Below are 17,835 nucleotides of genomic sequence, written 5' to 3'. Positions count from 1 at the left end.
AATTGTACACCAGGATCAATATTAAAATTCATCAATCAAATTCCTCAGAAAGTCTGAATTTGATAAAAAAAAGGCTGCCACTGGCAGCCTTTAAAAATTGTCAGCTTGTAATTATTGCTTAACGATCTTCTCGGTAAGAGTTCCCATGTTGGTATCCAGATTCAGGATGTAAACACCTCTGCTCAGGTTAGAAACATTGATCTGTCCATTTACAACTTGTACGCTAGAAGCTTTTCCAAGTACATCATAAATAACAGCGTTGTTGATCTCTACACTAGCAGGAGTTCTAACATTTAGGATGTCAGTTGCTGGGTTAGGGAAAATAGAGATTTGCTCTAAGAAGGCCTCTGGGTTACCCAGTACAGTACAATCTGCAGTAATGGCATAAACTGACTGAGTATCACCATCGGATGAAAGAGTCTCCCAAGTTGCTCCTCCATCACCAGAACCAGCTACTGGGTTATCAAGAATATCCGTAGTCTGGAATTCCCAGAATCCATCAGCGCCTGAGGCTACTGCTAAAACTCCTATCCAATAGGTCGTGTTTGGTCCTGTCAATTCAATATCAGCATGGTCTATTGTAACTGCCCAAACATCACGTCCAAAGGCATCACCGGCATCAACCTGAGACGTCGGTACCAGGCCAAACTCGGCAGAAATTTCAGTACCCGGCAATCCACCCGCATCTTCGTATACGAAGAAATCAACGGATACAAGGTCTTCACCTGCTCCGGCTGTTCCAGAAATAACGTGAATTAACGTTTCTTGAATGGTTACATCGTTGGCTCCCGTGTTGAAATCGTCGGCAACGATAAATGCAGCTGCAATTCCCCAACCGTTCTCGAAAGTACTGAAACTTGTGGTATCGAAAGTACAAGCATCTCCGCCTCCACCGCGATTGGCAGTATCAATTTGATTTTGGTTAGTCGAGGTACTGGTCGTCAAGGACTGTTGTGCGAATCCGATGGATCCAACGAGTAGCGCCCCAATCATAAGCGTAATTTTCTTCATAATTAAAATTTTAGATTACTTTGTTTTTAGTAAACTCAAATATAGTTAAATTTTCGTTAGAACGAACCATAACCTAATAGATTGACAAGCACAGAGTTAAACAGCCGTATGACCTATCTCAGCTCCAATTATCCATCCATAGAAACAGTCTTTAGAAAGACCTTGATTATGGGCTTGATCACCTTAATTTTGACCGCATGTGGTAAAAGTGCGGACCCCTCAGAATTTGATTTCACCCTGCCGTTCGAAAATTCCAATGGAACGCAAACAAGTACCTATAAAGAGGTGATCGATTTTTACGAAGACCTGGCCGAAGCCTATCAGACTGTAGCCATTTACGAGATGCGTGAAACGGATAGCGGCCATCCCTTACACCTGGTTACTTTTAATACGGATCGTAGCTTTGAATCTGAATTCGGGAGCGATCGGGACAAGTTGGTGGTTTTGGTCAATAACGGTATCCACCCCGGCGAGAGTGATGGGATAGACGCCAGTATGTTACTCATGAGAGACCTGGCCGATGGGACCCTGACCCCTCCGGAAGATGTGATCATTGCGGTTATCCCGGTGTACAATATTGGAGGAGCACTTAACCGGAACTCCCACTCCAGGACCAATCAAAATGGTCCCGAAGAATACGGTTTCAGGGGAAATGCGCGAAACTTTGATTTGAACAGGGATTTCATAAAAGCGGATTCCAGGAATGCGCGGGCTTTTGCTCATTTGTTCCACACGGTGAAACCCGATATTTTTATCGACAACCACGTGAGCAATGGTGCGGACTACCAGTATGTTCTTACTCATCTTTTCACCCAGCATAATAAATTAGGTGGAGATGTGGGACAGTTTTTACACCAGGAATTGATGCCTGCGTTGGAAGATTCCCTGGCCAAGGCAGATTGGTCAATCACACCCTATGTCAATGTCTTTAACCGGACCCCCGAAACTGGTTTCAGCCAGTTTATGGACTACCCGCGTTATTCTACGGGCTATACCACCTTGTTCAACACCTTTGGGATGATGGTAGAAACCCATATGCTCAAACCTTACAAACAACGGGTAGAAGGGACCTACGAACTGATGAGGTCCATGCTCGATATTGCCTCCGAGACGCAGGATAGCCTGCGTAGCTTAAGAATTCAAGCTCGCGATAGGTATCAAGCCGGAGACTGGTACCCAGTTAGCTGGGCCATAGATAGTACACGAACAAGAAAACTGGATTTCAAAGGATATGAGGCAGCCTACATCCAAAGTGATTTAACCGGGCAACAACGATTGAAGTACGACCGTGACCAGCCCTTTAGTCGCCCTGTCACCTATTACGATCACTACAAGGCCACTGATTCCGTGCAAATTCCTCAATACTATGCCATCCCTGCTGGCTATTGGAATGTAGTCGAGCTTCTGAGATTGAACCGTATTCGTGTTCGTTTCCTGGATAGTGACACGACGGTTAATGCCCAAGTTTATCGGATTGCGGATTATCAGACCAGAAGCAGGGCGTATGAAGGACATTATCCCCATTATGGAACAAAGGTGGAAACCTCGACTGAGCAAATCCAGCTAAAACGTGGAGATTACCTGGTCAATACAGATCAATCTGGTATACGTTACATACTTGAAACCCTGGAACCTGAAGCGCCGGATTCATTCTTCAATTGGAATATGTTCGATGCCATCCTGCAACAAAAAGAAGGATTCTCACCCTATGTTTGGGAAGATCTGGCAGCACAATTTTTAGCGGATAATCCGGAGATCAAAACGGAATTTGAAGCGAAGAAAGCCTCCGATGAGCGTTTTGCATCCAATTGGTATGCCCAGTTGGACTGGATCCATAAACGATCTCCTTATTACGAAAAATCACACTTGAGATACCCGATCGTTCGGGTGGGTAGTGAGGTACTCACCGGGGAAGAGTAATTTGATGTTCTCATAGGAGTCCTTGAGAGCCTTTTGGGATTGTTCGAAGTTTTTCCAACGTACCTTTTGAATTCCTTCTTCTTCCTGTGGGATCAGAGGACCATCATACTTGGTGGTCATTTCATACCAATAGGTCGCTTTGAGTTTAAATTTACCTTTGCGTTTAAAGACATGATAGGTCTTGCCGATGAACTTTCTGACCTCCAGTTCTTTTACGCCTGTCTCCTCCTCCACTTCTCGCATTGCAGCAAGCTCGTAACTTTCTTTGTCCTTGGTATGCCCCTTGGGAAGGTCCCATCTGTCGTTCCTATAGATAAAGAGGATCTCTCTTTTGGCATTAAAAACCAATCCTCCTGCCGCTTTCACAAATGGTAATTTCTTGCGAAGGAATTTTTCGATGGCCTCTTCATTCTTGTGGTATAGATTGACGTAGATCAATTCTCCGTTATTGATCTTTTTGATCAATTTCTTGAAGCGGGCAAGCCTGAGTGGAATGGCCGTATACTGCTTCCCGATATTCTTCTCTGTAGACAGAATAATAGGAATGTCTTTGACGAAAACTTTATACATTTGCAGTATGGTTCTAAACAAAGAAACGGCCCAGAAAACCGCCGAATTGTTGCTGCAAATTAAGGCAATAAAATTGCAACCACAAAAACCCTTCACCTGGGCCTCCGGTTGGAAATCTCCCATCTACTGTGACAATCGAATAACCCTATCGTATCCGATGATCCGCAATTACTTGCGTGAGCAGATGGCTAACCAGATCGAAGAGATCTACGGGAAGCCAGATGCCATTGCAGGGGTCGCAACCGGAGCAATAGGAATTGGCATGTTAGTGGCGGATTACCTGAACCTGCCTTTTTGTTATGTGAGGCCGGAACCTAAGAAACACGGTAGGCAGAATCAGATCGAAGGCCATTTAGCACCTAATCAGAAGGTGGTTGTGGTGGAAGACCTGATCAGTACCGGAAAAAGCAGTTTACAAGCTGTGGATGCCCTGAGGGAAGCGGGAGCCCAAGTCAAAGGAATGCTAGCTATCTTCACCTACGGTTTTGAACTGTCAGAAACCAATTTTGAGAAAGCCGGGGTCGACCTGCACACACTGAGCAATTACGATAACCTCATCGAACAGGCCAGTCAATCCAACTATATTTCTGCTCAGGAAGCCGAAACCTTGAGCAGCTGGAGACTGGATCCTGCCAATTGGGGTTGATCCCAAATCATATTGACCACTTATGGAATTAACAAGTAAACAAGTAGAGGTATCCAAGTCTGCGGACGAATTGTGCGACTGGTTATCGGATGTCAAGAATTTTGAATCCCTGATGCCCGAATCCATCAGCAAATTCGAGGTAATTGGAGATCAGTCCTTTGTCTTTGCACTAAAAGGAATGCCGGAGATCGGCCTGGAGGTAAAATCGGTCAACAAACCTGATCAGGTTGCGTTAGGAGCTATCAGCGATAAGATCCCCTTCAACCTGGTGGGTGATTTCGACAGAATAGATGACAATTCCTGTAAGGCCATGCTGACCTTTAGTGGAGATTTCAACCCTATGATGAGCATGATGATCAAGGGCCCGATCAACTCCTTTCTCGAAACGCTAATCGGCAACATTTCCAAACTGTGATCAGTAGCGTAATCTGATCTGCTTTGGCTGGTAGGATTTCATTTCATCGGACTCGTCCAAAACCGATAATAGTCCTTCTTCGGTAACCCCCTGAATGATCCCAGAAAAGATCTTTCCGTCCCTGTTGGAAAAAGTGGAAACTACTCCCTTTCTGAACAAACTATTCTGATAGTCCTGCTTCATTTGATCTAAACTGTCCCGGTTAAGCTGTCTTATCTTTTGGAAAACCGTAGTTGCGACAACTTGGATCACCTCCTCCCGTTTAAATACAAGGCCTGCGGAAAGACGCATGGAGGTGGCATGCGGTAAATCGTTAAGATCGGTCTCGTTCACATTCAGGCCTATCCCGATCACAGAGGAGGCCAAACGGTCTTTTTCAATCTGATTCTCCACCAATATTCCACACAATTTCTTGGAGTATGACAGAATGTCGTTCGGCCATTTGATGCTCACCTGACTGACACCCAATTCTTCCAAGGCATATTTCACGCCTAGACTGATGGCCAAATTCAGGTAAAAAGGATGCCTAGCAGGGAAGGATGAAAATCTCCTAAACAAGCTAAACGTAAGGCTTAAGCCCGGTTGAGAATCCCATTTGGCTCCCTGTTGCCCCCTGCCATTAATCTGTCTTTCGGTCCAAAGTACGGTCTCGTCCACCAACTGAGTCTCTGACAACATCTGTTTCAGATAGGTATTGGTGGATGCCGTGGCATCAAGTTTGATTAAATTCAAATGGAATTAAGATTCTGTTAATGTTGTGAAGGTCCAAAAGACCATGCATCAAAAAAGTGATAACTTTGTGTAAATAAAAAACTTTAATGTCGAAAAAAGAAATAGCTACAGACCAACTGATCGCGGAAATAATTAAGGGAATAGAGGAGGTTAAAGGATTGGATATCGAGATTTTAGACCTGAGAGAGATTGAAAATACGGTTTGTGACTATTTTATCATCTGCAACGGTACTTCCAATACACAGGTTAACGCCATAGTCAACTCTGTTCAAAAACACGTCAGTAAAACCCTCCAGGAAAAACCCTGGCATATAGAAGGCAGTGATAATGCCGAATGGATACTGATGGATTATGTTCACATTGTGGTACATGTGTTTCAGAAGCACATTCGCGAATTTTACGACATTGAAGGATTGTGGGGTGATGCCCGTACTGTGAAGATTGAAACCACTTATTAAACGATAATTAGCCTTATGGCAGAAGACAATAAAAAACCCGATCTCAAAAAGCCTAGATTCAATGCCTATTGGATCTATGCCGCCATTATCCTGGTCTTCCTGGGATTACAGTTCTTTGGCGGTAGTAGCTGGACCCAACCGGCCCAGACCACCCAGGCGGAGTTCCAGCAATATTTGAGGGATGGTGATGTAGAGAAGATCGAGATCGTCAACAAGAAACTTGCCAAGGTCTATCTGACCCCGGAGGCAAGACTGAAGGAAGTTCACGCTCGCAAGAAGGGGAGCTCCCTTTTAGAACCAGGCCCTAATGATCCTTACTATCAATTTGAATTTGGGGATCTGCAAAATTTCGAGAATAGTATCTACCAGATCAAGGAAGATAACGACCTGACGACCAACATCGTTTGGAATACGGATTCGAATATGCTGGGAGAGCTTTTCCTGACTCTGCTGCCGTTCATTGTCATTATCGGGATCTGGATATTTATCATGAGGAGGATGTCTTCCGGTGCCGGAGGAGGTGCAGGCGGACAGATCTTCAACATAGGAAAGTCCAAGGCACGCCTCTTTGACGAAAAGACAGATGTAAAGACAACCTTTCTCGATGTAGCTGGACTGGAAGGCGCTAAAGAAGAGATTCAGGAGATCGTAGATTTCCTAAAGAACCCTAAGAAATATACCTCACTAGGAGGAAAGATTCCGAAAGGTGCGCTGCTGGTAGGACCTCCAGGTACTGGAAAGACGTTATTGGCCAAGGCCGTTGCAGGAGAAGCCAAGGTGCCTTTCTTCTCGCTGTCCGGCTCGGACTTTGTAGAAATGTTCGTAGGGGTTGGTGCCTCAAGGGTACGTGACCTTTTTAAGCAGGCTAAGGAAAAATCACCCTCAATCATCTTCATCGACGAGATCGATGCAATTGGACGTGCCCGAGGAAAGAATAACTTCTCAGGGTCCAATGACGAAAGGGAGAATACCCTGAACCAACTCTTAACAGAGATGGATGGGTTTGGCACGAACACTAATGTTATTGTGTTGGCTGCAACTAACCGAGCGGACGTGTTGGACAAGGCTCTGATGCGTGCCGGTCGATTTGACCGTCAGATCTATGTGGATCTGCCAGACGTTAGAGAACGTAAGGAGATATTCGAGGTACATTTACGTCCCATCAAAAAAGATGATACGGTCGATACGGACTTCCTGGCCAAACAGACCCCAGGATTCTCCGGTGCGGATATCGCCAATGTGTGTAACGAAGCCGCTTTGATCGCTGCTCGTAAGGAACGTTCGGCCGTTGGAAGGCAGGATTTCCTGGATGCTGTAGACCGGATCGTTGGGGGATTGGAAAAGAAGAACAAGATCATCACCCCGGAAGAAAAGCGCGCCATTGCCATTCATGAAGCAGGTCACGCAACGGTCAGCTGGATGTTGGAACACGCCGCTCCTTTGGTCAAAGTAACTATAGTCCCTAGGGGACAATCATTGGGTGCAGCCTGGTATCTGCCAGAAGAACGTCTGATCGTCCGTACAGAACAAATGTTGGACGAAATGTGTGCAGCCTTAGGTGGACGTGCCGCTGAGGAGGTAGTTTTTGATGAGATCTCTACCGGTGCCTTGAGCGACCTGGAAAAGGTAACCAAACAGGCTAGAGCGATGGTCACCATTTACGGCCTGAACGAAAAGATCGGAAACCTGACCTATTACGACTCAAGTGGTCAGTCTGAATATGGCTTTTCCAAGCCCTACAGTGAAAAAACGGCGGAAATGATCGACCAGGAAATTTCCAGTATAGTCGAAAAGCAATACGACCGGGCTGTGGAACTCCTTAAACAAAACAAGGATAAACTGACGGAACTGGCCGACGAACTTCTGGAAAAAGAGGTAATTTTCAAGGAGAGTCTGGAACGAATATTCGGTGAAAGACCCTATAAGAAAGATCAGGAAGCCAAACGGTTGCAACAGGAAGAAGCCGCTAAGAAGGTCTCCGAGAATCTTGCTTCGACCAGCGAGGAGACAGCCGTTGATTCCAGGCCTGAAACCAACGGATCGGTGGTCAATCCAACCGATCAGGACGACACCCAGGCACCCGAAGAAAAGACCATTTCCTCTTAGTCTACCACTTTCACGGGATCAAACTTTAGTAGAAGTATAACGAAAACTTCTGGTGGATTTTATATCTTTGAAGGTATTGTGCGAAATATCCTCATTACGAACTTACCATGAGTCTGTTTAAGAGACTTTTAAACCCAAATCACAAGTCCGATAAAGAAGCAGCGAAAGCAAAGCAATCGGACCGGAGTAAGTATTTCCCCGAGGAAAAGTTACCGATTGACGAGAAGTTTACCTATAATTTTAAAAAGAATGGGGGAAAATTCCTGTACTGTGAAAACGTTCAGGAAGTACGTGAGGCCTTCGACAATATCCTTCTGGAAAACGATTGGTACGAGCGAAAAACCTTTTGCACAGACCCTGATTTGGCTAAGCGTTTTAACGGCTTTAATCTGGACTTTCAGACCGATGTGAACGCTGCCTTATTCCTCTCGACCTGTGAGGCACTTGTTTCACAAAATGGGTCTATTTTACTTTCTAGCAACCAAATCAAAGAAAAAAAGCTAAACGAGCTACCGGTCAATTTCATTGTGTTTGCCAGGACCAGCCAATTGGTCGAGAATATCTCTGAGGGACTTCGTATCATCAAAGGAAGGAGCAAGGGACGTATTCCAAGCAATATCACTACAATCAAAGATTTTGAAAGTAAGCAAGAGAAAGATTTCATGAGTTATGGAAGTAGCACAAAAAACCTATATTTACTGCTACTGGAAGACCTCTGATTCATGAAAGAACTCCTCGTCCGCGTGCTCTCCGGACTGCTTTACATCGCCATCATTCTCTTTTCCATGTATGCCGCCCAGGAATGGTTCCTGTTGTTGTTCTTTATACTGGGTATTATTAGCCTGAGGGAGTATATCAAATTGGTCAACCTGCAAAGTGGTTTCTGGCGATATGCCGGTTATTTCTTCCTCGGATTATGGATCTATTATTTCAATTATTTATACGAATACCACCTGCTGACCTACTTATTAGTTGTTGTGGTCATGATCGTAAACCTGAGCTTGATCAAGGATCTGTTCTATCCTCAGAGCACTACGGATCTTACTAGAAAAGGTAGGGCTGGTTTACTATACATTATCGGAGGCTTTCTATTCCTTACCCTGATCCCCAATCGGCAGGATGGGTTTATTCCGGACCTGATCGGTGGGGTGTTCGTATTGATCTGGGTAAACGACAGCTTTGCCTACCTGGTAGGAAAGAATTTTGGTAAAAGAAAGCTCTTTCCTTCCGTCTCTCCTAAAAAGACCATCGAAGGATTTGTCGGCGGATTTGCCGGAGCCGTTTTGGCTGGATTCCTTATCTTTAAGTATGTTGGGCTTTACCCTTTATGGGTATGGATCTGCCTGGGAATGATGGTGGCCGTGATCGGCACCTTGGGTGATCTGATCGAATCTCGATTTAAACGCACCGCAGGTGTAAAGGATAGTGGGAGGCTTATGCCTGGTCACGGAGGCCTTTATGACCGATTGGACAGCATTATTTTTGTAGCCCCATTTGTTTATTGTTTTTTAGAACTAGTAGACTATGTTTCATAAGGAAGGGCATAAGATTATCCTGATCACCCTCTTAATTTGCATTGCAGGCAGTGTGGTTGTGGATACCCGGGTATCCCTACCCTGGTTGCGTTGGACGCTGCTCGTAGGTATACTTATACTGTTGGTTTTGATCCTGCAGTTCTTCCGAAATCCAAAACGTCGGTTTAGTTTGAATCAGGGCCAGGTGCTCAGCCCTGTAGATGGAAAGGTTGTGGTAATCGAGGAAGTATTTGAGCCCGAGTACTTCAAGGATAAACGGTTGCAGATCTCAGTCTTTATGTCTCCATTAAATGTACATGTGACTCGATATCCTCTGGGCGGGGCAGTTAGTTATAGCAAATATCACCCGGGTAAATATCTTGTAGCCTGGCATCCTAAATCGTCCGAGGAGAATGAACGGACCACGGTTGTGGTAAAGTCCCCTCAATTCGGAGAGGTTTTGCACAGACAGATCGCCGGTGCCATGGCGCGAAGGATCGTTAATTATGCGGAAGAAGGACAAGAGGTTGAGCAAGCATCGGACAGCGGATTTATCAAGTTTGGTTCTCGCGTAGATGTATTTTTACCCATAGGAACAGCTGTGGAGGTTTCACTGGATCAAAAGGTAAAAGGAGGAATAACCGTTCTGGCATCCAATCATGGAAAAGAATGAGGCACTAGAACAGGCTTTTCAACGAGCGGTGGAAAGCATAAACAATCACACCGATCCCTTTCCGGCCGATGTGCTTCTAAAGCTATACGCCTACTACAAGCGAGCCACGGGCAATGAGGATATGCCAAGCGGCAGTAAACCACTGATCAACGCCTTTAAGGCAAATGCGCTTTTCCAATCTCAGGATCTAACAGAAGAGGAAGCCAAGCGGCTCTACATTGACGCCGTGGATCGGTATTTCCTATACCGGAAATAACTACTGCAAACGTTCCAGACTGGCCTTTATGGTATCTATCCGCGCAAGTGCGTCGGCTTCCTTTTTGCGCTCTACCTCCACTACTTGAGCCGGAGCATTATCCACAAATCGCTGGTTGGACAATTTCTTCTGAACCGATCTTAAAAAGCCCTCTGTATAGGATAATTCCTCTGTAAGCTTGGCGATTTCCGCTTCTAAATCAACACTGCCCTCGATGGGAATGAAATACTCGTTAGCCCCCACCCGGAAGGTCAAGGCAGAATCAGGCTTATCCGCAATGTACTCCAGGGACTCGATATTACCGAGTTTAGCAATGACCGGATCCAGATCAGTTCTGAAGTTTTCTGCATTGAGCACTTGCAAATTAATAGTCTCTTTAAAGGAGATATTCTTTTCTTTTCTGATGCTTCGAACACCGGAAACTACTTCTTTGACAAAATCAAAATCCGTGATAAGTTGGGCGTCAAAACTATTGTCAGATGGCCAACTGGCCACGATAAGGGCCTCATCTTTATTCCTATCGGATATGTCATGCCAGATCTCTTCAGAGATAAATGGAATAAAGGGGTGAAGGACCCGCAGATTATTCTCCAGAACTCCAATGATCCTGCTAAAGGTGGCCTTGGCAATTGGTTGGCCGTAAGCCGGCTTGACTAATTCCAGCAACCAGGAACAGTAGTCGTCCCAAACCAGTTTGTACGTTGTCATCAACGCATCGGAGATCCTGTATTTACTGTAATGATCTTCGATCTCACTCAATGCCTGGGCAAACTTATTCTCAAACCAGAGAAGGGATACCTCATCTGTCTTGGTCGACTGGATCTCCGATGAGACTTCCCAGCCGCTGATCAATCTGTATGCATTCCAGATTTTATTGACAAAACCACTACCCTGCTTACAAAGTTCTTCATCGAACATCAAGTCATTCCCGGCAGGAGAACTGAGCAACATTCCAACCCGAACTCCATCGGCACCGTATTGGTCCATCAAGTCTATTGGGTCTGGGGAATTCCCTAAAGACTTACTCATCTTCCTACGTTGTTTATCCCTTACGATCCCCGTGAGATAGACATTCTCAAAGGGTTTATCTCCCCGATATTCATAACCCGCAATGATCATCCTTGCTACCCAAAAGAACAAGATCTCCGGGGCAGTGACTAGGTCGTTGGTTGGGTAGTAATAGTTGACCTCGGCATTGTCGGGCTCCAGGATTCCATTGAATACACTGATGGGCCACAACCAGGAAGAGAACCAAGTATCCAATACATCGGGATCCTGCTTCAGGTCCGAAAGTTCTACCTGCTCCTCGGTATTTTGGCGAGCCAGCTCTAAGGCTTCTTCAGCTGTTTCTGCAACCACAAAATCATCCTTCCCAGGCCCGTAATAATAAGCAGGAATCTGCTGTCCCCACCAAAGTTGACGGCTGATGTTCCAATCCCGAACATTCTCCATCCAATGCCTGTAGGTATTGATGAACTTCTCCGGAACCAGGTTTACCGTCTTATCCAGAACGGCATCCAGGGCCGGTTGAGCAAGCTCTTTCATTTTTAAGAACCACTGGTCACTCAGCTTGGGTTCGATTACAGCACCGGTGCGTTCACTGGTGCCTACTTTATTGGTGTAATCCTCAATTTTAGCTACATGGCCCAGCTCCTCCAATTCCTTCACGATGGCCTTGCGTACGGCAAATCTGTCCTGACCTTCATAGTGCAGGCCAAACTGGTTTAGGCTGGCATCATCGTTGAAAATATCGATCACCTCCAGTCCATGCTTATCTCCCAGTACCTTATCGTTTTCATCGTGGGCTGGGGTTACTTTTAAACAGCCCGTCCCAAATTCCATGGTCACATAATCGTCCTGGATAATCGGAACAACACGATCGCAGATTGGTACGATCACGGATTTTCCTTTTAGGTGGGTATAGCGCTCATCCTCCGGATTGATACAGACTGCCGTATCGCCCAAGATGGTCTCCGGACGGGTGGTGGCAATGGTCACGAATTCTTCGCTGTCCTGTATCTTGTACTTCAGATGATAGAGCTTACCTTGTTTTTCCTGGTAGATCACCTCTTCGTCACTCAGGGTTGTCTTGGCCTGAGGATCCCAATTCACCATGCGATAACCCCTGTAAATGGAACCTTTGTTGTACAGGTCCACAAATACCTTGATCACCGAGGCCGACATCTCCGGGTCCATGGTAAACTTGGTTCTATCCCAATCACAAGACGCTCCCAGCTTCTTGAGCTGTTCCAGGATGATCCCACCGTGTTTGTGGGTCCAGTCCCAGGCGTGTTCCAGAAATTCCTCCCGGCTTAGATCCGATTTAGAAATACCTTCTTCTCTCAACTTACCGACCACTTTGGCTTCGGTGGCTATGGAGGCATGATCAGTTCCCGGTACCCAGCAGGCATTATATCCTTTTAATCTGGCTCTGCGGATCAAGACGTCCTGAATGGTATTGTTGAGCATATGCCCCATGTGCAGAACACCGGTCACATTTGGTGGTGGAATGACTATTGTATAGGGTTCTCTGTGGTCTATTTCACTGTGGAAATACCCCTTCTCCATCCAGTAGTCATACCATTTGGATTCGACCTTTTGCGCCTCGTATTTTGCCGCTAATGCCATTCTGGTCCAGTTTTTGAAAGTAGTGTGCAAAAGTAGGTATAAACCGAGTATTTTAAAAGAAACATCCTTATTTTGGACGTTGCTCAAAAGATATTTACCTTAGCTATTCATCAAAATCAAAACCATGAAAAAATTAGTCTTTTTCGCCCTGGCCCTAGTTTGCACTATTGCCCTGAATGCACAGGCCAAGATCGAGTTCAAAACGACCGAGATCAACTATGGGACGATTGCTAAAGGGAGTGACGGTATTCGCGTATTTGAGTTTACCAATACGGGGGACCAACCCCTGGTGATCCAGGATGTCAAGTCCACTTGCGGTTGTACGGTTCCGGAGAAGCCAGAAGGACCGATCGGACCCGGTGAGACCGGTCAGATCCAAGTGAAGTACGATACCAAACGGGTGGGACCCATCCGTAAGACCATAACTGTTTATTCCAACGCCGAGAAAGGAGTTACTCCATTGAAGATCAAAGGAGAAGTGCTGGCCGAAGGGAAGAGCGTTATGGAAAAGACACGTTAGATCCTCAATAAATCAATAATGGGCCGCCTGCTTTGTGCAGGCGGTTTTTTATATCATCTTCCGAAGAACAAAGGCCTTTTTCATTATAAGCCCATTGCGCAGGATCTCCAGGTTTATCTTTTTTCCTTCCCTGGAAGAGAACAAGTCCGTAATTTCATAGAGTTTGTATTGATGGGCCGGTTTACCGTTGATCATCAATATCTCGTCACCTTTATAAAGCCCAACCTCGGCTGCAGGAGAATCCGGTCTGACATCCACCACCATCAGTTTGGAAGCCCATTCCCAAGAGAATTCTGTGGTTCTGATAATACCAAAAGCAAAGGCATTTTGATCAGATTCCGTATAGGACAATGGATTGTTTATGATCTTCTTGCTCCCCTGAATCAGTTCGCTATCCCCCTGTTCTAGGGTTAGCCCGCTCATATTGTAATAAAAAGGTTCGCCAAAAAGGCTGCTTTTCTTCAGGGTCATTCGCTTGCCGGGATAATCCATAATCACCTTGAATCGCTTCAGTACATTTCCTCCCAGACTACCATCCCTATCCACGTACATCTTGGCATTGTCTATATCCTCCTGATCAGGTGCGGCGGTGTTGACCTGATTTAGCACATAATTCCCAAGTGACAACTCCTGGATTCGTGTTCTTTTCCCATAGATGTGACCACTGAGTCCCAATCCCAGGAAATCGATAAAATAATTCTTTTCTACTTCCGAAATGCACCGCAAAGGATTAAATATCCAAAGGGCATCACTGGAACCCGAATCAACCAGCACGGTTAGTGGAAAAGATTGTCCCAATGCTTTCGCCTCCACATCGATATGAGGCTTGTCATTGTAGAATACCAGGTCAAAGCTGGCACAATTCTTACACTTCTTGTAGTTATAATCCTTGGGGCGATAAAAACTCAGCCTTTTACTGCTGTAATTGGTCTCTACAACAAACTGTCGGTAGAATTCGTACCCCAGTATCCCATGGATGGGTATCCCCATGCGAGGAGAGAAATTGAGGGAGGCATCAAAAACGATATACAAGGTATGGGAGAAATCTACTGCTTCTCCAACCCGGAAGGTATTACCCTCACTCTTCAACGCATCCACCGCATCGCCTTCTCCCAGGCCCTTGATCTTGATGGGACTCACATTCCTCATCTGGATGGAATCATTTTGCTCTATACCAAAAAGTATACTGGTTCTAACGCCTGTATCCAGGATAAACGACAATGGTGTACCATTGATCTCCACCGGTATTACAACCAGGTTATTCACCAATTGGAAGGGAATCTTTTCTGAGGCTACATTAGCGGGAAGGAAAAAGCCATCCTGGCTGTATCCTAATGAGCCAGTCAGAATTACAACGAAGAAGGAAAAGATCAGTTTGTGTACACTACAAATCACCTACCTAATCAAGATAGAAAAATCGTCTCAAACATGGGCTTTCCCACCCTGCTTTTAATAAATATTTTGCAATTTTGCTGAAAGTTCGATTCCATGCCGAAATTATCCGAAAAGGGCGTCAATATGCCCGAATCTCCGATCAGAAAACTAGTGCCATATGCTGAGAAAGCAGCCAAGGCTAACAAGAAGATCTATCACCTGAATATCGGTCAACCGGATATTCAATCCCCCAAGGTGGCCATGGATGCCATCAGTCAGCACGGTGTAGAGATCCTGGCTTATAGCCGCTCTGAAGGATCGGAACAGTATCGGGAAAAACTGGCCAAATACTACCAGTCTAACAACATAATGGTCTCAGCAAACGATATCATCGTGACCACCGGGGGAAGTGAAGCCCTGTTGTTTGCGATGGGAACCATTTGCGATGCCGGTGACCAGGTGATCATACCGGAGCCATTCTATGCCAATTACAACGGATTCGCAACTGCCTCCGGGGTCGAGATCGTGCCGGTCATTTCCAAGATCGAAAACAACTTCGCCCTGCCTCCGATCGAGGAATTCGAACAACTGATCACCCCAAGGACCAAAGCCATACTGATCTGTAATCCAGGTAATCCAACCGGATACCTCTATTCCAAGGAGGAGATCGCCACCCTGGCCCGGATCGTAAAAAAACACGACCTATTCCTGGTGGCCGACGAGGTCTACCGCGAGTTCGTTTACGATGGCCAGTCGCACTATTCTATTCTGGAGGAACCTGGAATGGAACCACATGGGATCATCATAGACTCTGTGTCCAAACGTTACAGCATGTGTGGCGCACGGGTTGGATGCCTGGTCAGTAAGAACAGGCAGGTCATTTCTACTGCCCTAAAATTTGCCCAGGCTCGTTTAAGTCCACCGACTTTCGCTCAGATCGCCAGTGAGGCAGCCCTGGACACCCCGGCCTCCTATTTTGAAGAGGTCATTGCAGAATATCAGGAGCGACGGAATATTCTGGTGGAAGAGCTTCAAAAGATACCCGGTGTTACGGTTGGTAGGCCCAAAGGAGCTTTTTACTGTATTGCTGAACTTCCAGTAGCTAACAGTGATGATTTTGCCCGTTGGCTCTTGGAACATTTTGACCTGAATGGAGAAACGGTCATGGTCGCCCCAGCGGGTGGATTCTATTCCAGTCCTGGTGAGGGTCAGAATCAGGTCCGAATTGCCTATGTACTGAATAAGGAAAGCCTGATCAGGGCTGTAAAGATCCTCGAAAAGGCATTGGCTGAATATCCCAGTTGATGATTATCCACCAAAATTATTCCCTTAAAAAGCTAAATACCTTCGGCATCGATGTAAGGGCGAGCTTTTATGTCCGCATTGATTCGATAGCGGATCTGCAAAAGGCTCTGGAGAAGGATTGGGAATTGCCCTTGATGATTTTGGGTGGAGGTAGCAATATGCTCCTGACCCATAACCTTGAACGCGTTGTGCTGCATATTTGCATCAAGGGAATTGAACAGCTCAAACTTGCTGAAGACAAGGTACAGTTGCGCGTAGCGGCTGGAGAGAATTGGCACGAATTGGTTTTATACTGCTTGGAAAAAGGATACGGTGGTTTGGAGAACTTATCGTTGATCCCCGGTAATGTAGGAACGGCCCCCATTCAGAATATAGGTGCTTACGGAGTAGAGCTAAGAGACGTTTTCCTGGGCTGCCAGGTGGTCAGTATAAAAGAGGGATCTTCCGAGTATATGGACAAGGCCGCTTGCCAATTTGGGTATCGAGATTCTGTCTTTAAGCGAGAATTAAAAGGTAAGGTGATCATCACATCTATTGATATCGAATTGACTACCAGAGATCATTTCATTAAGACCACCTACGGCGACATAGCTTCCAGGCTGAAGGAGGCAGGGATAGAGAAACCAAGCATATCAGATGTTTCAGAGGCCGTTATTGCGATCAGACAGGCCAAATTACCTGATCCTGCCCAGATCGGTAACAGCGGGAGCTTCTTTAAAAATCCGGAACTACCGAGAGATCAATTCGACAGACTACAGCAACGGTTTCCTGATATCCCTCATTATCCCGCTCCCAGTGGAAGAATCAAAGTTCCTGCGGGATGGCTTATCGATCAATGCGGCCTCAAAGGATTCCGCCGAGGAGATGCCGGCGTGCATCAGAAGCAAGCCCTGGTTTTGGTAAATTATGGTGAAGCTAACGGAAAGGAGATCCTGAATTTGGCCAAGCATGTACAAGAGGAAGTGATGATCCGATTTGGGATACAGTTGACCCCAGAAGTAAATATTCTCTAGTTTAGTCCTAAGACGGCATCTAACGAATGTACGACCCCGTTAAATCCTACGATATCGGCCTGAACAACCCTCGCTTTATTTCCATCGCTGTCTTCTATTTGAATTCCAGAGGTCGTCTGATTCAGGGTAAGGGTAGTTCCGGCACGTGACTCCAGGCTAAGGGAGCCTTTTTCGGCCAGTTGGGCTGTAATGGATTCTGCATCGTACAAACCATCCACGATATAACCATTGAGGAAATTGACTAATCCTTCTTTATTAGACGGGTTCACTAGTTCATTGATCGTCTCTTGGGGAACTTGATTAAAGGCCAGGGATTCCGGGACGAAAACGGTAAAAGGACCTTCTTCTGACGCCAGCATATCCGTCATCTGAGCACTTACGGTAATACTACTGAATGTTCTCAACTCGGTATTCAGCATGATCTTGGTCATCAGGCTATTAACCTGGTTCTTCTCCAATTCACTCAGTTCTTTCTTAACTGGGATCACCCGTCGGACCTCTGTATTCATCGGGCTCGCATCCGTGATAGTATCGGTCTTATCAGAATCCGAGGACCCTTCCTTCACTTCATTTTTACAGGCTGTAAAAAGTAAAACCACTAACGACAAGACCAGATATTTATTCATGGGAATCCGCTTTTAAAAATGAGGTTAAAAATAAACAAATGAAGGACAATTATGCCGGAATAATGTAT

The 17,835-nt window shown here is 45.7% G+C and carries 18 protein-coding genes; 12 read left to right on the top strand and 6 right to left on the bottom strand.

Translation table 11 applies throughout. From position 1 onward, the window contains the following. Positions 1 to 111 precede the first annotated feature (111 nt). Entirely contained in the window at positions 112 to 1,011 is a 900-nt protein-coding gene (locus tag BST85_RS01830; RefSeq protein ID WP_104811702.1) for a T9SS type A sorting domain-containing protein, read from the bottom strand. 108 nt (positions 1,012 to 1,119) lie between these two features. Between BST85_RS01830 and BST85_RS01825 the strand changes: the two genes are divergently transcribed. After that, entirely contained in the window at positions 1,120 to 2,931 is a 1,812-nt protein-coding gene (locus BST85_RS01825) for a M14 family metallopeptidase (protein WP_181039935.1), read from the top strand. On the opposite strand, the gene BST85_RS01820 is transcribed toward BST85_RS01825, so the two are convergent. Further along, on the bottom strand, positions 2,872 to 3,501 hold the full coding sequence (locus tag BST85_RS01820; protein WP_104811701.1) for an NUDIX hydrolase: 630 nt from the start codon (positions 3,499 to 3,501) through the stop codon (positions 2,872 to 2,874). The genes BST85_RS01825 and BST85_RS01820 overlap by 60 nt on opposite strands. A 7-nt stretch (positions 3,502 to 3,508) precedes the next feature. Here BST85_RS01820 and pyrE point away from each other — a divergent pair, with 7 nt between their 5' ends. Together pyrE and BST85_RS01810 are read left to right on the top strand one after the other, a co-directional pair. After that, positions 3,509 to 4,147 (top strand): orotate phosphoribosyltransferase, encoded by a 639-nt coding sequence (gene pyrE / locus BST85_RS01815; protein ID WP_104811700.1) that lies wholly within the window; start codon positions 3,509 to 3,511, stop codon positions 4,145 to 4,147. 22 nt (positions 4,148 to 4,169) lie between these two features. After that, positions 4,170 to 4,562, top strand: a complete 393-nt coding sequence (locus tag BST85_RS01810; protein ID WP_104811699.1) for an orotate phosphoribosyltransferase — start codon at positions 4,170 to 4,172, stop codon at positions 4,560 to 4,562. On the opposite strand, the gene BST85_RS01805 is transcribed toward BST85_RS01810, so the two are convergent. After that, on the bottom strand, positions 4,563 to 5,294 hold the full coding sequence (locus tag BST85_RS01805) for a biotin--[acetyl-CoA-carboxylase] ligase (protein WP_104811698.1): 732 nt from the start codon (positions 5,292 to 5,294) through the stop codon (positions 4,563 to 4,565). It lies immediately after the preceding gene. 86 nt (positions 5,295 to 5,380) lie between these two features. Between BST85_RS01805 and rsfS the strand changes: the two genes are divergently transcribed. From rsfS to BST85_RS01775, 6 genes are all read left to right on the top strand, one after another. Further along, positions 5,381 to 5,752, top strand: coding sequence for a ribosome silencing factor (rsfS, locus tag BST85_RS01800; protein ID WP_104811697.1), 372 nt, complete (start codon positions 5,381 to 5,383; stop codon positions 5,750 to 5,752). Between the two features lie 15 nt (positions 5,753 to 5,767). After that, on the top strand, positions 5,768 to 7,858 hold the full coding sequence (gene ftsH, locus BST85_RS01795) for an ATP-dependent zinc metalloprotease FtsH (RefSeq protein WP_104811696.1): 2,091 nt from the start codon (positions 5,768 to 5,770) through the stop codon (positions 7,856 to 7,858). 107 nt (positions 7,859 to 7,965) lie between these two features. Beyond that, on the top strand, positions 7,966 to 8,577 hold the full coding sequence (locus tag BST85_RS01790; RefSeq protein ID WP_104811695.1) for an LUD domain-containing protein: 612 nt from the start codon (positions 7,966 to 7,968) through the stop codon (positions 8,575 to 8,577). Between the two features lie 3 nt (positions 8,578 to 8,580). Further along, a complete protein-coding gene (locus BST85_RS01785) occupies positions 8,581 to 9,393 on the top strand; it encodes a phosphatidate cytidylyltransferase (RefSeq protein ID WP_104811694.1) in 813 nt (270 codons plus the stop codon). After that, positions 9,383 to 10,045 carry a phosphatidylserine decarboxylase family protein gene (locus BST85_RS01780; protein WP_104811693.1) on the top strand — a complete coding sequence of 221 codons (663 nt, stop codon included), beginning with the start codon at positions 9,383 to 9,385 and terminating at the stop codon, positions 10,043 to 10,045. Before BST85_RS01785 ends, BST85_RS01780 begins: the two co-directional genes overlap by 11 nt. Further along, on the top strand, positions 10,032 to 10,301 hold the full coding sequence (locus BST85_RS01775; RefSeq protein ID WP_104811692.1) for an acyl-CoA-binding protein: 270 nt from the start codon (positions 10,032 to 10,034) through the stop codon (positions 10,299 to 10,301). Before BST85_RS01780 ends, BST85_RS01775 begins: the two co-directional genes overlap by 14 nt. Here the strand turns inward: BST85_RS01775 and BST85_RS01770 are convergent, their stop codons facing one another. Further along, positions 10,302 to 12,929: a valine--tRNA ligase gene (locus tag BST85_RS01770; protein WP_104811691.1), complete on the bottom strand. Its 2,628-nt coding sequence runs from the start codon at positions 12,927 to 12,929 to the stop codon at positions 10,302 to 10,304. 124 nt (positions 12,930 to 13,053) lie between these two features. Here BST85_RS01770 and BST85_RS01765 point away from each other — a divergent pair, with 124 nt between their 5' ends. Continuing rightward, positions 13,054 to 13,449 (top strand): DUF1573 domain-containing protein, encoded by a 396-nt coding sequence (locus tag BST85_RS01765; protein WP_104811690.1) that lies wholly within the window; start codon positions 13,054 to 13,056, stop codon positions 13,447 to 13,449. Positions 13,450 to 13,497: 48 nt separating this feature from the next. Here the strand turns inward: BST85_RS01765 and BST85_RS01760 are convergent, their stop codons facing one another. After that, complete coding sequence (locus tag BST85_RS01760; protein ID WP_104811689.1) at positions 13,498 to 14,844, bottom strand: aspartyl protease family protein; 1,347 nt, start codon at positions 14,842 to 14,844, stop codon at positions 13,498 to 13,500. A gap of 93 nt (positions 14,845 to 14,937) precedes the next feature. On the opposite strand from BST85_RS01760, the gene BST85_RS01755 reads away from it, so the two are divergent. Continuing rightward, positions 14,938 to 16,128: a pyridoxal phosphate-dependent aminotransferase gene (locus BST85_RS01755; RefSeq protein ID WP_104811688.1), complete on the top strand. Its 1,191-nt coding sequence runs from the start codon at positions 14,938 to 14,940 to the stop codon at positions 16,126 to 16,128. After that, positions 16,128 to 17,141: a UDP-N-acetylmuramate dehydrogenase gene (gene murB, locus BST85_RS01750; RefSeq protein ID WP_104811687.1), complete on the top strand. Its 1,014-nt coding sequence runs from the start codon at positions 16,128 to 16,130 to the stop codon at positions 17,139 to 17,141. Before BST85_RS01755 ends, murB begins: the two co-directional genes overlap by 1 nt. Here the strand turns inward: murB and BST85_RS01745 are convergent. Then, positions 17,138 to 17,767, bottom strand: a complete 630-nt coding sequence (locus tag BST85_RS01745; RefSeq protein ID WP_104811686.1) for a fasciclin domain-containing protein — start codon at positions 17,765 to 17,767, stop codon at positions 17,138 to 17,140. The genes murB and BST85_RS01745 overlap by 4 nt on opposite strands. Positions 17,768 to 17,835: the final 68 nt, after the last annotated feature.

Source organism: Aureitalea marina, from assembly GCF_002943755.1.
GTDB classification, from domain to species: Bacteria; Bacteroidota; Bacteroidia; order Flavobacteriales; family Flavobacteriaceae; genus Aureitalea; species Aureitalea marina.
The sequence above is the reverse complement of the archived record's forward strand: the minus strand, read 5'-3'. Positions and strand labels throughout refer to the sequence as shown.

Coding starts and splice junctions, on each gene's coding strand:
- BST85_RS01830 (WP_104811702.1), bottom strand. CDS start 1,011: ATGAAGAAAATTACGCTTATGATTGGGGCGCTACTCGTTGGATCCATC.
- BST85_RS01825 (WP_181039935.1), top strand. CDS start 1,120: ATGACCTATCTCAGCTCCAATTATCCATCCATAGAAACAGTCTTTAGA.
- BST85_RS01820 (WP_104811701.1), bottom strand. CDS start 3,501: ATGTATAAAGTTTTCGTCAAAGACATTCCTATTATTCTGTCTACAGAG.
- pyrE (WP_104811700.1), top strand. CDS start 3,509: ATGGTTCTAAACAAAGAAACGGCCCAGAAAACCGCCGAATTGTTGCTG.
- BST85_RS01810 (WP_104811699.1), top strand. CDS start 4,170: ATGGAATTAACAAGTAAACAAGTAGAGGTATCCAAGTCTGCGGACGAA.
- rsfS (WP_104811697.1), top strand. CDS start 5,381: ATGTCGAAAAAAGAAATAGCTACAGACCAACTGATCGCGGAAATAATT.
- ftsH (WP_104811696.1), top strand. CDS start 5,768: ATGGCAGAAGACAATAAAAAACCCGATCTCAAAAAGCCTAGATTCAAT.
- BST85_RS01790 (WP_104811695.1), top strand. CDS start 7,966: ATGAGTCTGTTTAAGAGACTTTTAAACCCAAATCACAAGTCCGATAAA.
- BST85_RS01785 (WP_104811694.1), top strand. CDS start 8,581: ATGAAAGAACTCCTCGTCCGCGTGCTCTCCGGACTGCTTTACATCGCC.
- BST85_RS01780 (WP_104811693.1), top strand. CDS start 9,383: ATGTTTCATAAGGAAGGGCATAAGATTATCCTGATCACCCTCTTAATT.
- BST85_RS01775 (WP_104811692.1), top strand. CDS start 10,032: ATGGAAAAGAATGAGGCACTAGAACAGGCTTTTCAACGAGCGGTGGAA.
- BST85_RS01770 (WP_104811691.1), bottom strand. CDS start 12,929: ATGGCATTAGCGGCAAAATACGAGGCGCAAAAGGTCGAATCCAAATGG.
- BST85_RS01765 (WP_104811690.1), top strand. CDS start 13,054: ATGAAAAAATTAGTCTTTTTCGCCCTGGCCCTAGTTTGCACTATTGCC.
- BST85_RS01755 (WP_104811688.1), top strand. CDS start 14,938: ATGCCGAAATTATCCGAAAAGGGCGTCAATATGCCCGAATCTCCGATC.
- murB (WP_104811687.1), top strand. CDS start 16,128: ATGATTATCCACCAAAATTATTCCCTTAAAAAGCTAAATACCTTCGGC.
- BST85_RS01745 (WP_104811686.1), bottom strand. CDS start 17,767: ATGAATAAATATCTGGTCTTGTCGTTAGTGGTTTTACTTTTTACAGCC.